This window comes from Halosegnis rubeus (genome assembly GCF_009184545.1).
GTDB lineage: Archaea > Halobacteriota > Halobacteria > Halobacteriales > Haloarculaceae > Halosegnis > Halosegnis rubeus.
In genome coordinates this window covers 822,361-837,246 of sequence record NZ_QJOW01000001.1, presented here as the reverse complement: position 1 = coordinate 837,246, position 14,886 = coordinate 822,361, and the positions used below count along the sequence as shown (strand labels likewise).

At 65.0% G+C, this 14,886-nt stretch carries 17 protein-coding genes; 7 read left to right on the top strand and 10 right to left on the bottom strand.

The annotated features are described in order from the left end of the window. The 3 genes from DMP03_RS04500 to DMP03_RS04490 form a co-directional block, all read left to right on the top strand. Window positions 1–560: transcription initiation factor IIB (locus DMP03_RS04500; RefSeq protein WP_172967067.1), on the top strand; the 560-nt coding region annotated here is incomplete at its 5' end. A gap of 39 nt (window positions 561–599) precedes the next feature. Next, window positions 600–851, top strand: coding sequence for a hypothetical protein (locus tag DMP03_RS04495; RefSeq protein ID WP_152119498.1), 252 nt, complete (start codon window positions 600–602; stop codon window positions 849–851). Window positions 852–885: 34 nt separating this feature from the next. Then, on the top strand, window positions 886–1,362 hold the full coding sequence (locus DMP03_RS04490; protein WP_152119497.1) for an NUDIX hydrolase: 477 nt from the start codon (window positions 886–888) through the stop codon (window positions 1,360–1,362). Here DMP03_RS04490 and DMP03_RS04485 read toward each other — a convergent pair. Then, complete coding sequence (locus DMP03_RS04485) at window positions 1,350–2,033, bottom strand: PHP domain-containing protein (protein WP_152119496.1); 684 nt, start codon at window positions 2,031–2,033, stop codon at window positions 1,350–1,352. The genes DMP03_RS04490 and DMP03_RS04485 overlap by 13 nt on opposite strands. A 102-nt stretch (window positions 2,034–2,135) precedes the next feature. On the opposite strand from DMP03_RS04485, the gene purL reads away from it, so the two are divergent. Then, on the top strand, window positions 2,136–4,253 hold the full coding sequence (gene purL / locus DMP03_RS04480; protein ID WP_152119495.1) for a phosphoribosylformylglycinamidine synthase subunit PurL: 2,118 nt from the start codon (window positions 2,136–2,138) through the stop codon (window positions 4,251–4,253). A gap of 37 nt (window positions 4,254–4,290) precedes the next feature. Then, on the top strand, window positions 4,291–5,544 hold the full coding sequence (locus DMP03_RS04475) for a hypothetical protein (RefSeq protein WP_152119494.1): 1,254 nt from the start codon (window positions 4,291–4,293) through the stop codon (window positions 5,542–5,544). A gap of 2 nt (window positions 5,545–5,546) precedes the next feature. Here DMP03_RS04475 and DMP03_RS14210 read toward each other — a convergent pair whose 3' ends face one another. From DMP03_RS14210 to DMP03_RS04465, 3 genes are all read right to left on the bottom strand, one after another. Continuing rightward, complete coding sequence (locus tag DMP03_RS14210; protein WP_172967066.1) at window positions 5,547–5,702, bottom strand: DUF7550 family protein; 156 nt, start codon at window positions 5,700–5,702, stop codon at window positions 5,547–5,549. A gap of 63 nt (window positions 5,703–5,765) precedes the next feature. Further along, entirely contained in the window at window positions 5,766–6,701 is a 936-nt protein-coding gene (locus tag DMP03_RS04470; RefSeq protein ID WP_152119493.1) for a thiamine pyrophosphate-dependent enzyme, read from the bottom strand. A 2-nt stretch (window positions 6,702–6,703) separates the two neighbouring features. Then, window positions 6,704–8,593, bottom strand: coding sequence for a 2-oxoacid:acceptor oxidoreductase subunit alpha (locus tag DMP03_RS04465; RefSeq protein WP_152119492.1), 1,890 nt, complete (start codon window positions 8,591–8,593; stop codon window positions 6,704–6,706). Between the two features lie 166 nt (window positions 8,594–8,759). On the opposite strand from DMP03_RS04465, the gene DMP03_RS04460 reads away from it, so the two are divergent. Then, complete coding sequence (locus DMP03_RS04460) at window positions 8,760–9,476, top strand: DICT sensory domain-containing protein (protein ID WP_152119491.1); 717 nt, start codon at window positions 8,760–8,762, stop codon at window positions 9,474–9,476. Window positions 9,477–9,607: 131 nt separating this feature from the next. Here the strand turns inward: DMP03_RS04460 and DMP03_RS04455 are convergent, their stop codons facing one another. The 6 genes from DMP03_RS04455 to DMP03_RS04430 form a co-directional block, all read right to left on the bottom strand. Then, complete coding sequence (locus DMP03_RS04455; RefSeq protein WP_207105365.1) at window positions 9,608–9,790, bottom strand: hypothetical protein; 183 nt, start codon at window positions 9,788–9,790, stop codon at window positions 9,608–9,610. Continuing rightward, window positions 9,784–10,572 carry an N-acyl homoserine lactonase family protein gene (locus DMP03_RS04450; protein ID WP_152119489.1) on the bottom strand — a complete coding sequence of 263 codons (789 nt, stop codon included), beginning with the start codon at window positions 10,570–10,572 and terminating at the stop codon, window positions 9,784–9,786. Before DMP03_RS04450 ends, DMP03_RS04455 begins: the two co-directional genes overlap by 7 nt. A gap of 48 nt (window positions 10,573–10,620) precedes the next feature. Further along, window positions 10,621–11,775, bottom strand: coding sequence for an acyl-CoA dehydrogenase family protein (locus tag DMP03_RS04445; protein ID WP_152119488.1), 1,155 nt, complete (start codon window positions 11,773–11,775; stop codon window positions 10,621–10,623). Window positions 11,776–11,841: 66 nt separating this feature from the next. Continuing rightward, window positions 11,842–13,494 carry a long-chain fatty acid--CoA ligase gene (locus DMP03_RS04440; protein WP_152119487.1) on the bottom strand — a complete coding sequence of 551 codons (1,653 nt, stop codon included), beginning with the start codon at window positions 13,492–13,494 and terminating at the stop codon, window positions 11,842–11,844. A gap of 75 nt (window positions 13,495–13,569) precedes the next feature. Continuing rightward, window positions 13,570–13,848 (bottom strand): UPF0058 family protein, encoded by a 279-nt coding sequence (locus DMP03_RS04435; RefSeq protein WP_075936514.1) that lies wholly within the window; start codon window positions 13,846–13,848, stop codon window positions 13,570–13,572. A 54-nt stretch (window positions 13,849–13,902) separates the two neighbouring features. Beyond that, window positions 13,903–14,115, bottom strand: a complete 213-nt coding sequence (locus DMP03_RS04430) for a ribbon-helix-helix domain-containing protein (RefSeq protein WP_075936515.1) — start codon at window positions 14,113–14,115, stop codon at window positions 13,903–13,905. Between the two features lie 148 nt (window positions 14,116–14,263). On the opposite strand from DMP03_RS04430, the gene DMP03_RS04425 reads away from it, so the two are divergent. After that, window positions 14,264–14,854, top strand: a complete 591-nt coding sequence (locus DMP03_RS04425) for a sulfite oxidase-like oxidoreductase (protein WP_152119486.1) — start codon at window positions 14,264–14,266, stop codon at window positions 14,852–14,854. Window positions 14,855–14,886 lie beyond the last annotated feature (32 nt).

The following is a 14,886-nucleotide window of genomic DNA, read 5'->3' as shown; positions in this document are numbered from 1 at the left end:
AGGCGCTCGGCGAAATCGACCGCATGGCAAGCGCTCTCGGGCTGCCGGAGAACGTCCGCGAGACCGCCTCCGTCATCTATCGCCGCGCGCTCAACGAGGACCTCCTGCCCGGTCGCTCCATCGAGGGGGTGGCTACGTCGAGTCTCTACGCCGCTGCGCGACAGGCCGGTACGCCCCGCTCGCTCGACGAGATTACGCAGGTGTCCCGGGTCGAGAAGGACGAAATCGCCCGAACGTATCGGTACGTCGTGCGCGAACTCGGGCTCGAAGTCGCCCCCGCCGACCCCGAGAGCTACGTCCCCCGGTTCGCCTCCGACCTCAACCTCTCGGACGAGTCCGAGCGCCGTGCCCGACAACTGCTCAAGAGCGCGAAGCAGGCCGGCATCCACTCGGGCAAATCGCCGGTCGGACTCGCCGCGGCGTCGGTGTATGCGGCCTCGCTGCTCACCAACGAGAAGGTGACCCAGTCGGACGTGAGCGAGGTGGCGAACATCTCCGAGGTCACCATCCGGAACCGCTATCACGAGTTGCTGGAGGCCGAAGACGGTATCACGACCTGAGGAGAGAGTCCTTTTGCGGTTGCGTCTCGTACACCCGATGTGACCCGGAGCTACGAGTACGTCTGCCCGGAGTGTGAAAACACCGTCGAGCGCGACTTCCGCGTCCCCTCCATCGTTCGCTCGTGTGAGAACGACTGCGGGTTCGACCACTACATCCGGGCCGACCTACTCGAGAAGGTGGAGGCGGTCCCCGAGGAGGACCGCCCCGACGAGTGGGACGAGATGGACAACGAGAAGAAGGTGTACGTCGCGCTCAAGGAGGGCGTCCTCTCTTTACCCGACCTCCAGTAGCGGAGCTTTTCTCGCCGGCCGCCGACCCGACCGTATGGAGACGACACGCCACTTCGTCGCGACTGTCTACGTCGTCAACGAAGGAGCGACGCTGCTGCACGAACACGAGAAGCTGGACATGTGGCTCCCGCCTGGGGGCCACGTCGACCGCGATGAACTTCCCCACGAGGCCGCCCTCCGGGAGTGTTACGAGGAGACGGGACTGACGCCGGAGCTCGTCGCCGACTCCGGCGGGCTGGAGAGTGAAACCGCACGCTCGCTCCCCGAGCCACACCAGTTCCTGCTCGAAGACATCAACGTCAACGACGGCGAAGTCGGCCACCAGCACATCGACCACGTCTACTACGGCGCGAGCGAGTCGCGGACAGTCGACCCCGCGGGCGACGACGAGACGCCGGCGGAGGCGTGGGAGTGGTTCACCGCCGACGACCTCGAATCGCGAGCCGGCGAGCTACCAACCGACGTGGTCGAGGTGGGTATGGACGCAATCGAGACGGTTCAAAACGGGTAGAGGAGCGCGCGGACAATACGCCGCTTGACGCCGCTGCCGAACTGCTTGACCGAGATACGCCAAGGCGTCCGTCGTCCGACGACGGACGTCCGGCCCGCACGAATCGCGTCGAGGACGGCCTCGGGCGTGCGCTCGTCGGCGTCGATTTCGGTGACCGCCTGTCCGACCATCTCCGCGATATGCGCGTCGGAGCCGGCCGTCATCGGGAGATTCCGGCTGGCGGCGAACGTCTCTGCCGTGCGATTCGACCGACCGGTGAACAGCCGCGAGTTGTACACCTCGATGGCGTCGGCGCTCGCGAGCGTCTCTTCGGAGATGTGGGGCGCGACACCGTGGCGCGACCGCTGGAACGGGTGGGGAACGACCGCGATACCACCCTGTTCCCAGATGCGGTCGAGCGTCTCGACGAATGGGAGACCGGGCGGAATCAACTCCTCGATGCCGAGCGCGAGGACGTGTCCCGCCTCGCTCGTCACCTCCATGCCGGGGATGCCGACGAGCCCGTACTCCTCGGCACGCTCTGCGGCGTCGAGGCTAGCGTCGATTTCGTCGTGGTCGGTGACGGCGAGCACGTCGAGACCGACGGCCTCCGCCTGTGCGAGTAGCATCTCCACCGGGTCGCGTCCGTCGTACGACAGCGAGGAGTGACAGTGGAGTTCGGCCCGTAACACATCCGACACGACGAGACACGCGCGCAAAAGCGCCCCGGTCCCAGGTACCACGTTCGTGCACATGGAAAGGGATTTTACACCGCCGAGTCAGCATCCAAATGAATGAGCCTCTCGCCATCGGACCACGACCTCGTCGTCTCTGAGCTGGGTCGCGAGCCGACGCCAGCGGAAGCCGCCCTGTTCGAGAACCTCTGGAGTGAACACTGCGCGTACCGCTCCTCGCGGCCCCTGCTGTCTGCGTTCGACAGCGAGTCGGACGACGTGGTCGTCGGACCGGGCGACGACGCGGCCGTCGTCGCGCTCGACGATGACACCTACCTCACGTTCGGCATCGAGAGCCACAACCATCCCTCGTACGTCGACCCATTCGACGGTGCGGCCACCGGCGTCGGGGGCATCGTCCGTGACACGCTCTCGATGGGTGCGTACCCCGTCGCGCTGGCCGACTCGCTGTACTTCGGTGACTTCGACCGCGAACACTCCCAGTATCTCTTCGAGGGCGTGGTGGAGGGAATCAGCCACTACGGCAACTGTATCGGCGTGCCGACTGTCACGGGCAGCGTCGCCTTCCACGACGGCTACGAGGGGAACCCGCTCGTCAACGTCGCCTGCGTCGGCGTCGTGGACGAGGAGCGACTCGTCACCGCCGAGGCGCAGGAGGCAGGAAACAAGCTCGTCCTGTTCGGAAATGCGACCGGCCGGGACGGACTCGGCGGCGCGTCGTTCGCGAGCGAGGACCTCGCGGAGGACGCCGAGACGGAGGACCGTCCCGCCGTGCAGGTGGGCGACCCGTACGCCGAGAAACTGCTCATCGAGGCGAACGAGCGGCTGGTAGACGAGTCGCTGGTCCAGTCGGCGCGTGACCTCGGCGCGGCGGGCCTCGGTGGGGCTTCCTCTGAACTCGTCGCAAAAGGCGGGAAGGGCGCTGACATCGAGCTCGGACGCGTCCACCAGCGCGAACCGAAGATGAACGCGCTCGAAATCCTGCTCGCGGAGAGCCAAGAGCGAATGGTGTATGAGGTCCGTCCAGAAGACACCGAGGCGGTCGCCGCCGTTGCCGACCGGTTCGACCTCGGCTGTTCGGTCATCGGCGAGGTGACCGACGGCAACTACGTCTGCACCTTCGAGGGCGAGACGGTCGTGGACGCGCCGGCGGAGTATCTAGCCGACGGCGCACCGATGAACAACCTCGACTCCGTCGAATCCGAGCCACGGACGCACGACCTCCCCGAGACCGACCTCGCGGCCGCGTTCGAGACGCTGCTCGCCCACCCGAACACAGCCTCGAAGGAGTGGGTGTACCGCCAGTACGACCACGAGGTCGGCAACCGGACGGCGAAACGCCCGGGCGACGACGCCGCGCTCGTCGCGATTCGCGACGCCGGTCGCGGGGTCGCCATCTCTTCTGGAGCCGACCCGAACTGGACCGACGCGGCCCCCTACGAGGGTGCCCGCGCCGTCGCGCTAGAGAACGCGACCAACGTCGCCGCGATGGGTGCCCGCCCGCTCGCGGCCGTCGACTGTCTCAACGGCGGCAACCCGGAGAAACCCGACGTGTACGGTGGCTTCCGGGGTATCGTCGACGGGCTCGCGGAGATGTGCTCCGCCCTCGATACGCCCGTCGTCGGCGGGAACGTCTCGCTGTACAACGACTCCGCGACCGGGCCGATTGCCCCGACGCCGACCCTCGCCGTCGTCGGCTCGAAGGAGGGTTACGACGCCCCCGGGACCGACCTCGCGGGCGACGGAACGCTGTTGCTCGTCGGCGAGCAGTCGGGCACCCTCGGCGGGAGTCAGTATCTCGCTAGCCACGGCGGGACGGACGCGTTTCCGACCCTGCCCGAGGAGCCGGCCACAGTCGTCGACGCGCTCGCGACCGTCGCGAACCAGTCCACGACGACCGCCGTCCACGACGTGAGCCACGGGGGAGTCGGCGTCGCGCTCGCAGAGATGGTGACCGACGACGCCGGCATAGACGCGACCCTCGACGGTGACGCACGCCCGGACGAATTTCTCTTCTCGGAGTTGCCGGGCCGAGCTGTCGTCGAGACGACCGACCCCGGAGCCGTTCGCGAGGCCGTCGGCGACGTACCGGTCACGGAACTCGGGACGAGTGACCGCTCGGGGACGCTGTCGGTGTCGGTCGGCGGCGAGACGCTCGAATACGCGAGCGAGACCATCGCCGAGGCGCGCGGCCACATCACTCGGACCCTCGACTGAACGAACGTTTTAGTCGGTTCGTCGACTTATCTCTGATATGCGCACGCGCCTGCCGACGCTGCTTCTCGTCGTCTGTCTCGCGCTCGCGGGCTGTACCGTCGGCTACAGCGGACCGACAGCGACGCCGGTATCCGAGACGACACCGTCCTCCGAGGCGGCGACGCCGACACCGGGAACCGACACCCCGAGCGAGACGCCCGCCTCGTACGACTCCGGCGGTATCGAGGTTACGGGCGGGCGACTCGACTTCGACGCCGGACAGGTGTACGACCGGATGGCCGGACTGCTGGAAACGTCCGCACAGGGACCCGAGCGCATCCGCATCCGGACGCTCGGCGGGCAGTCGACCACTCGGATGCCGGTCAACGACTCCGGCTCCTTTTACGACCTGTTCGGGCTATCGAGCACCGGTTCGGACTCCGGTGGCACGGTCGCAGCGTACGTCGCCCGCCCCTCGACGGTGAACGTCAACGCGGCGATACTCGGTGACCCGCGCGTGGAGTCGATTCTCGCCCACGAGTACGTCCACACCGTCCAGTTCCGGGAGAACGCCATCGGTGCGATTCGGAGCGCGACCGACTACACGCTTGACGGTCGGCTCGCGAGCAACGGAGCAATCGAGGGGGCCGCAGTGTTCGGCGCGAACGCCTACTGGGAGCAGTACATCGAAACCGGCGTCTCACCCGCAGACGACGCCGCGCGACTGTACCGGAACTCGACGGGACGCGGCCGTCTCACGGCCGCAGCCTACGCCCTCGGCTACGAGCACGTGGCTGCGCGAGTCGACGACCCGTCCCGGCTCGATTCGGTGTACCGAACCCCGCCGACGACGACAGAACAGCTCCTCCACCCCGGCGTGCAGGAGGGACCACGCGAGCTAACCGCTGAGGTCGGGGAGACGGAGTGGCTCGCCAGCGCGTCGAACCAGCGGTTCGGTGAACTGTTCGTCCGAACGGCGCTTGGGACGGCGGTCAACGAGTCGGCGGCAGCGCGGGCAGCCGCCGGCTGGGGCAGCGACAGGCGCCTCGACTTCGTCACGCCCGAGGGCGGTCGCGGTTACGCGTGGGTGCTCAGATTCGACGACAGGGCGAACACGACGGAGTTCGAGACCGTCGCTCGCGCGTGGCTGGATGAGCGGGCGACCCATACGGAGACGGGATGGACCAGCGAGCGCGGAGACTACCGGCTCGCGAGCGCCGGTTCGGAGACGGTCGTCTGGCTGGCAGGTGCAGAGACGTTCGTCGAGGCGGCGACCGTCGAGAGCGGCGGCAGTGTCACCGTCTCGGTGTAGCGTTACGCGAGCAACAGGGGGACGCCGAACGTGATACCGACACCGACGGCCGCGACGACGGTCCCGACTGCGACCTCTCGGTTGGTGTAATCGGACTGCGGGGCGGTCGTGCGCTCGGTCGCGTACTCGCTGTCTTGGGAGTCGTGGTCGTCGCTCATACTCGTAGGTGAGAGGGTGTGGTACTTCGCCGTTGCGGTCGATAATAAAGAACTGCGGGTGGGTTACTTGTGGGCGTCGAGCAGGTCGTACGACCGCTTCCACTCGTGATCGTCGTCGAAGTACTGCTCGGCAATCGGCTGGTCCGGCATGGACCCGCGGTCGAGCTTCTCCGTCTGGTAGTCCTTGCGATTTTCGTCCTTGTAGTAGCGACCCGTCAGGACCTTCCCCTCGTAGAGGGCGGATTCGGTCTCGTACATCGCGTGGCCGGCTTCGCGACGGTCGGTGATGTCGAAGTCGTACTCCTCGCTCTGCTGGATGTCGACGTACGGCACGTACTGCTTTGCGTCCTTGTTCCAGGTCGGACACTGGGTGAGGAAGTCGACGTGGGAGAAACCGTCGTGCTGGATGGCCTCGACGATGATTTCCTTCGCCTGATTCGGGTTGACGGCGGCGGTGCGGGCAACGTAGCTCGCACCGGCCGACAGCGACATCGAGAGCGGTCGAAGCGGGTCCTTCGCGGAGCCTTCGAGTTGGGTCTTCGACTTGTGGCCCTTCGGACTCGTCGGGGAGGTCTGGCCCTTCGTCAGCCCGAAGATCTCGTTGTTGAACACGATGTACGTCATATCGTGGTTCTCGCGGGCGGTGTGCATGAAGTGGTTACCGCCGATACCGTAGCCGTCACCGTCACCGCCGGCTGCGATGACGGTCAGCTTCGGGTTAGCCAACTTCGCGCCCCGCGCGAGCGGGAGCGAGCGGCCGTGGATGGAGTGGAACCCGTAGCTCTCGAAGTACGAGGAGAGCTTGCCCGAACACCCGATACCCGTGACGAGGAGGATCTCCTCCGGGTCGAGACCGAGTTCGGCGGCGGCACCCTTCAGCGCCTTCAGGACGCCGAAGTCACCACAGCCCGGACACCACGTCGCCTGCGGTTCGATTTCGGGCGTGAACTCGTTTTGGTCGACTTCGCGATTCTGTCCGATGGCGTTGAATGCACTCATGATTAATCACCTGCTGCCGGCTGGAAGCGAGCGGTCTCGCGCTCGAACTCCGTGCCGTCTATCGTCGCTTCGAACCCCTCAACTACCTCTGCCGGCTCGAACGGATTCCCGTTGTACTTGAGCAGACTCGACAGCTTCGGGCCGAACTCGCCCAGTTCTTTCTGGGTGAGCCCGCGGAACTGCTCCGTCGTGTTCATCTCGACGACGAGACACTCGTCGACCGATTCGAGGAAGGAGCGAACGTCCTTCTCGGGGTACGGCATCAGATCGGAGACGCCGAGCATCTTCACGTCGTGGCCGTCCGCGCGGAGCCGGTCGACGGCCTCCTCGACGGTGCCCTGCTGGCTGCCGTAGGTCATGATTCCGTAGGTGGCGTCCTCGTCGCCGTGGTACGTCTGGTGGCTCGAGTTGGCGTCGAGGTCGTCTCGAATCGCCTCCATCTTCTGGAGGCGACGGTCCATCTGCGCGACGCGGTTCTCGGGGTCTTCGGAGATGTGTCCCTCGGGAGTGTGCTCGTTCCCGGACGCGAGGAAGCGCCCGCCCTTCTGGCCGGGGATCGACCGCGGGGAGACGCCGTTCCCCACGTCGTGTTTGAACCGCTGAAACTTCCCGGAGGCATGGTGTGCGGCCTCCGCGATCTCGTCTTCGGTGAGCGTCGCCCCGAGGTCGGGGTTCGGCTCCTCGTTGAAGAACTCCGCGTCGACGTTTCGCAACTCGCCCGACAGCTTCTGGTCGTAGAGGACGATTGCGGGGATGTGGTAGCCGTAGGCGATTTCGAACGCCTTCCGGGTCTGGGTGTACGCCTCCTCGACGTTCGCCGGCGCGAAGACGACGCGGTTGGAGTCGCCCTGACTCGTATACAGAACGTGTTCGAGGTCGCCCTGTTCGGGTTTGGTCGGCATCCCGGTCGAGAGTCCGGCGCGTGCGGCCTCGATTAACACGAGCGGCGTCTCGGTCATCTCAGCGAGTCCGAGCGGTTCGGACATGAGCGCGAAGCCGCCGCCTGAGGAGCCGGACATGGCCTTCGCGCCGGCGTGTGAGGCACCGATAGCGAGGGTTGCGGCGGCGATCTCGTCTTCCACCTGCTCGGCGACGCCGCCGAACTTCGGGAGGTGTTTGTTCATCAGCGTGAACACTTCCGTCCACGGCGTCATCGGGTAGCCGGCGATGAACCGACAGCCCTCATCGAGTGCGCCGTAGGCGATGGCGTTCGAACCGGAGAGGAGCACCTGCTCCGTCTCGTGTTCGTTTTCCGGTAGCCCGATGTCGTGGTCGTGGTCCATCTCCGCGGCCTGTTCGTGGGCATCCTCGAGGACGGCGAGGTTCGGCTCGAAGATCTCGTCGGGCATGCTCTCGCGCATGAGGTCCTCGAAGTACGAGAGGTCGAGTCCGAGGATACCGGCGGTGATACCGACACCGGCGGTGTTGCGCATCACTTCGCGGCCGTGTTCTTTCGCGATGGCGCGCAGGTCAACGGGGTAGACGTGCCAGTCGTTCGCGTCGACGCGTTCCTCGAAATCCGCCGGAAGGTCGTCCTCGTCGAGGAGCCCCGAGTCATAGATGATGATGCCTCCCTCACGAAGCTCGTCGAGGTTCTCGGTGAGCGGCTTCGTCTCCTCGTCGCCGTAGTAGGCATCCTCTTGGGGGTTGCGAGCGAAGGAGTCCCCGAGCGAGAGGAGCACGTTGTAGCCGTCACCGCGCGACTTGACCGGCTGGTCGCGGGCCCGTACCTCGACGTAGGTGTGGCCGCCGCGGATGCGTGACGGGTAGTGGCGATGCGTGAAGACGTGCAGTCCAGCGCGCAACAGCGCTTTCGTGAAGTTCTGACTCGTCGAGTCGATTCCGTCCCCAGAACCGCCCGCGATTCGCCAGATGAGTTCGTTTCCTGACATAGTGGTGCTGGCGTCGAAACGCCTTACATACTCTCGGACTGCCGCTACCAAAAGCATTCGTGAAATATTAGCACAGATTAATAGTGATAAAGGAGGATTAACCATGCAGGAGCGGACACACCCCACAGTTATATACGCCGTTAGCGCGTGTTTGCTACCGACCCGAATGTCGCTCACTGAACTGATTCGTGGCGTCGAAAACCACGAGAAGACGCTGACTGCGTTCAATAGTGACGACGAGACCGTCGGTTCGCTGCGGACCCAGTTTGGCGACCGCAACCTCACCGTCCGCAGCGAGACGACCGACACCGGCCCGGACTCCTACGTCGTCCTCTCTCGCGAGTCGGAGTTCGTCACCGCCGCCAGCATCGCCGACGTGCTCGCCGACCGCAACGACACCACCCCGGAGTTCGAGTCCGAGGCGTATCGTCCCATCCTTGACCACCTCGATGAGACGATGTTTACCTCCTACGACATCCAGCAGATGATCGCCGCCTCCCGAGAGATCGAAGACCGGGCGTGGCGGCTCGGGAAGGGTGAACTCCACGCCGGCTTCCAGAAGCTCTCCATCCTCGGCCCGCAGATGGATATCTACAAGCGGCTCGCATCGAAGGACGGGCTCGAGGTCCACGCCTACGCGGCCCCCGACGACGACGTGCCACAACACGACACCGACCTCACTATCCACGTCGAGCGCTCGGACGAGATTCGCGAGTCGTGGTTCGTCGTCTACGACGGCGGCGGCGTCGACGTGAACAAGTGCGCCCTCGTCGCCGAGGAGCGCGAGCCGCGCTCGTTCTACGGCTTCTGGACCTACGACCCCGAAACCGTCGACTGGGTGCTCGAGTACCTCAACGAGACCTACGGGCTCCTCGCCCAGTAGCTACTCGTCCTTTTCGACGTTCGTTCGAACTACTCCAAATCCCGGACGAGCCACGCCTTCGAGGTCGAACCGCCCGTTTCCTCCAGCGAGTTGAAAATCCCGCCCGCTCCTCGTCGGAGACTCCCCGTCGCTCAGTTCGTCCGAAACGTCACCGACTCCGTCGTCACGCCGCAGTCCGGACAGCGCCGGTCCATCTCACCAGTCCCCCGTCGGGCCTGCTCTGTTCGATGCAGGCTCACCTCCTGTCGAGTCTGCTCTGCTCGATGCAGACTCACCTCCTGTCGGGCCTGCTCTGTTCGATGCAGGCTCACCATACGTCCCCGAACCGGTCGAGCATCGCCACGTCGTGGCCGAGCAGCACGTCGGCGTCGGTGCGGCGTTCGAGGTCCTGTACGTACGCGAGCGACTCCTTCCACGCCTGATTGTCCCACAGCAGCGAGGCGGCCATCGACTGTCCCTCGTAGTTCTCCTGCCAGTAGGCCTCGTCGCCGACGACGAGCAGCGTCTCGCCGTCGCGGTCGACGCGCGTACCGAGCAGACCGGGCGTGTGGCCGGGCAGGTGGAGCAGGTCGACGCCAGACACGAGCTGGCGGTCGCCCTCCACGACCGTCCAGTTGAGGTCGTGCTCGAAGTCGGGCGCGAAGTAGGCGATGGAACCGGAGTCGGTCTTGGCCGACCGATACGCGAACTCGATTTCCCGCTCGTGGACGTAGATGGGTACGTCGGTGCCGTCGAAGTGGTACAGTCCGCCTGCGTGGTCGAGATGGAGATGCGACATCACGACGGCGTCGATGTCGTCGAGTTCGAAGCCCGCCGCGTTCAGGTCGGCTTCGAGGTCGTGGTCGGTCGCGTCGACGTGCGCGAAGGCCTGGTACAGCGGCGCGGGCCAGTAGCCGTCGCCCGCTTCGGGGTGTGAACCGGTATCGAAGAGGATAGTCGCCTCCGGGTGGTCGATGACGAGATTCCAGACGAGAAACTCCTCGTAGCGGAGGTCGGGGTTCTGCTCGCCGGCGGTCGCGGCCACGGCACCGTCGAGGACGAAGTTCGCGTCGGCTTCGATGCGGCCCCTGTCGAGTAGATGCACGTCGTACGACATGCGTTCACGTACGGCCGGCGATAATAAAAACAGTGTGCGCGCTCCCGGTTAGTTCGGTGCCTGTCGGTAGATGAGGTTGCGCTGAATCTCGTTTGCGCCCTCGTAGATGACCGGGATACGAACGTCGCGGTAGACACGTGAAATCTTGTTCTCGAGCAGGACGGAGCGACCGCCGTGGAGCTGCATCCCGCGCTCGGCGCAGTCGTTGGCGACCTCCGTGGACTTGACCTTCGCCATGGACGCCCAGAAGCCGCCGTGGTCGTTGTTCTCGACCTTCTCGGCCGCTCGCCAGTTGAGCGCGCGGGCCGACTCGAACTCCAGTCGCATATCCGCGAGGATGTGCTGGACGGACTGGAACTCGTTGATCGTTCGGCCGAAGGCGTTGCGGCCGTGAGCGAACTCCCACGCCTCCTCGATGGCGGCGGCGGCGAGACCGAGCCCGTGGCCCCCGACCACGATACGGCCGTGGTTGAAGAAGTCCGCAAGCATGTAGAAACCGCCCCCCTCGACGCCGATGAGGTTCTCCTCCGGGATGCGGGCGTCGTCGAGCACGATGTGGGCCTGTTTCGAGGCGCGCATGCCCATCTTCTCGGGGATGTGCTCGGCCTCGTACCCTTCGGTGTCCGTCGGGACGATGAACATCGAGTAGTTGCCGTAGCGGTTGTCCGGGTCGTCGCCGGTCTTGGCGTACAGCGTCACCCAGTCGGCCTCCACGCCGTTGCCGACCCAGTACTTCTCGCCGTTGAGCACCCACTCGTCGCCGTCCTTCTCGGCGCTCGTGGTCATGCCGGCGAGGTCGGAGCCGGTCTCCGGCTCGGAGACGGCAAGTCCCGTAATCTGGTCGTTCTCGGCGACGGGACGCAGATACTCCTCGCACTGCTCTTCGGTGCCGTGCTCTTCCATGATGCCGGCACCGAAGCTCGCAAGCTGGAGCGTCAGGGCGATACCGGCGTCCGCGCGATAGAACTCCTCCGCGATAGCGAGCACCTGCGGCAGGTCCAGTCCGCGGCCGCCGTACTCCTCGCTGATGTCTTGGGCGATGAGGTTCGCGTCCATCCCGGCCTCGAGGATCTCCCACGGGTACTCACCGGAGCGGTGGTACTCCTCTGCGTTCGGCTCGATATGCTCCTCAGCGAACTCGCGGGCCTCCTGCTTGATGTCGCGTGCGTGCTCAGGCACGAGGGTATCGTCCATTAAATCCATACCTGCAGTAGGAGTCCCGGCAATAAATACCTCCTGAAACGTGTAAACGGTTCTCGCGCGTTTACGTCAGTCGTCCTGTCCGGGGGCCGCCTCGTCGGGCGTGTTGCCCGCGAGCAGGCGGTCACCGCTGTACTGCTCGCGAAGGTCCTTCTTCGAGAACTTCCCCGTCGCAGTCTTGGGGACCTCCTCAATGTACTCGATGGCGTCCGGCAGCCACCACTTCGGGTACTCGTCGCGCAACAGCTCCATGATCCCCTCTTCGAGCGTGTCGCGGTCGGCCCTTTCGGCCGGTACGACGAACGCGACGGGTCGCTCCTGCCACTTCTCGTGGGGGACGCCGACGACGGTCGCCTCGCTCACGTCGTCGTGGGCCATGATGGCGTTTTCCAGTTCAACCGACGAGATCCACTCGCCGCCGGACTTGATGACGTCCTTCGCGCGGTCGACGATCTGGATGTAGCCGTCGGGGTCGACGCTCACCACGTCGCCGGTCTTGAGCCACCCGTCCTCGAAGTCCTCCTCGTTGGCTTCGGGGCGCTCGAAGTACTCCTTCGTAATCGTCGGCCCGCGGACGTGCAGTTCGCCGAACTCCTCACCGTCCCACGCGATTTCCTCGTCGTTCTCGTCGATGATCTTGTACTCGATACCGGGGACCATGATACCCTGTTTGCCCCGCTTGTCAAGTTGCGTCTCGTAGCCGGCGTCCTCGAGATCGGACTTGAGCTGCGAGACGCTGCCGATGGGAGACATCTCGGTCATGCCCCACGCGTGGAGCACTTCGACGCCGCGATTGTCGAACCACCGAATCATCGACTTGGGCGCGGCGGAGCCACCGACGATGATGCGGTCCAGCGAAGAGAGGTCGACCTCGTTGTCCTCACAGTACTCCATCAGACCCAGCCACACCGTCGGGACGCCGGCGGTGACGGTGACGCCTTCCTCCTCGATGAGCATCGCGATGTCCTCTGGGTCGGGGGAGGGACCGGGGTAGACGTGTTTCGAGCCCGCCGCGGTCGCGGTAAACGGCATCCCCCACGCGTTGACGTGGAACATCGGGACGACCGGCATCACCACGTCGTCGTCTTCCATCGGTATCCCCTGCGGGGTGAGCGTCGTCATCGTGTGGCTCCACAGCATCGACTGGGTGTACTCGACGCCCTTCGGCTTCCCCGTCGTGCCGGAGGTGTAACACATGCCGGCGGGCTGGTCGCTGGGGAGGTCGGGCCAGTCGTACTCCGTGTCGTGACCGTCGAGGAACGACTCGTAGTCGGGGGCGTCGAGTGCCTCTACCCCCTCGTCACCCATCACGACGAAGTCGACGCCGTCGAACTCCTCTGCTCCCTCGGCTGCGCCCGCGAGCTTCTCCGCGAGCGACGGGTCGACGAAAATGAGTTCGTCGTCGGCGTTGTCGACGATGTACCGGACGTGTTCGTCCGGCAGGAGCGGATTGATAGTGTGCAGCTGTGCACCCATCGACGGGACGCCGAAGTACGTCTCGTAGTGGCGTTCGGTGTTCCAACAGAAGGTCGCAACGCGGTCTTCGTGTTCGATACCGTGGTCGTCGAGCGCGTTCGCAAGCTGTGCCGTGCGGCCGGCGTACTCGCTGTACGTCGTCCGGCTGATGCCGTCGTGGTCGCGAGAGACGATTTCGGTATCCGGGTACAGTTTGCTCGCGCGCCACAGGAACGGCCGCAGTGTCTGGGTGTGACCTCCGGGCATATCCGTACCTCGTGGGGGACCGTAATGATTCTTGCCACGAGACGCCGTGCCACTCGACCGAGCGTATCGGCCGGCCTACAGCTTGTTCTGTGCGTCCTTCGCGAGCTCCTCCATGCGCTTGCCGATTCGTCCGGCGTCGGAGAACTCGTCGTCGCTCATCACGTCCGCGAGCGCGTTGCCGAGGACGAAGACCGCGTGTTTGTGCTCGCTCTTCGATTTGTGCACGTCGCCCGGCTCCACGTCCAGTTCGTCGTAGGCGTCGAAGGCGTTCGTTTCGACGGCGTCCATCTCGCGGAACGTCTGCATGATCTCGACCATGTGGCCGTGGAGTTCGAGCAGTTCCTCTTTGTGCATGCGCGTACTTCCGTAGAAACGCCGATAAGCCTTGTGTGGAACCGCGTTACACGATTAGAAGACGTACTCGTCGTCGTGACCCATCATCCCGTCTTCCTCGTAGCTCGGCTCCTCGTCTTCCATCGGACCCGAGGTCTTGTATGCGCGAATCCCCGCAGAGAGCACATCTTCGATGGCCTCCTCCCGGCTCTCGAACTCGCCCTGCTCGACGAGTTGCGTGAGTTGCATCTCGAGATGCTCCGGCACCGTGATGTCGGCTTTCACCATGTTGCATCAAAATTTGATGCTGGGGCATTTAACAGTACTGGATAATTTAACGAGAGACCAATTCGGGCTATCAATACCGATAAATTTCTTGCCCGTTCACAAGCGATGAGAGCGGCAGGCTAACGTCGCCCGAGTCGAATTTTGAGGTATGTACGACGCCACTTCCCTCCACGAGGAGTTCGACGGCGAGCGGGTCCCGCCTGGCCAACGCGAGACGACGCGGTTTCCCGTCCTGTCGAAGTCCGGCACCCCGTCGGTCGACCTGAGCGAGTGGACGCTTGACGTGTGGGGAGCCGTCAACGAGCGGCTCGAACTCGATTTCGACGCGCTGCGTGGTCTCGATACCGAGACTCAGCGACAGGACTTCCACTGCGTGACGGGCTGGTCGCGACTCGACAACGAGTTCACGGGCGTCACCTTCCCGACCATCGTGGAGGCGGCCGGCGTGACGGACGAGGCGGTCCACGTCATGTTCCACGCGGCGGACGGCTACACGACGAACCTCCCGCTCGACACCTGCACGCGCCGCGAGATGCTCGTGACGTGGGAACACGACGGCGAGCGGCTCCCCGCCGACCACGGCGGGCCGGTCCGGGTCGTCGTCCCCCACCGCTACGCATACAAGGGCGCGAAGTGGCTCACCGGCATCGAGTTCCTGACCGAACCGGAGCGTGGCTACTGGGAAAAGCGGGGCTACTCAAACACGGCGAACCCGTGGAACGAGGAACGGTACGCCTGAGTCAGTCGGGGTACCCGAACGGGATACATAAG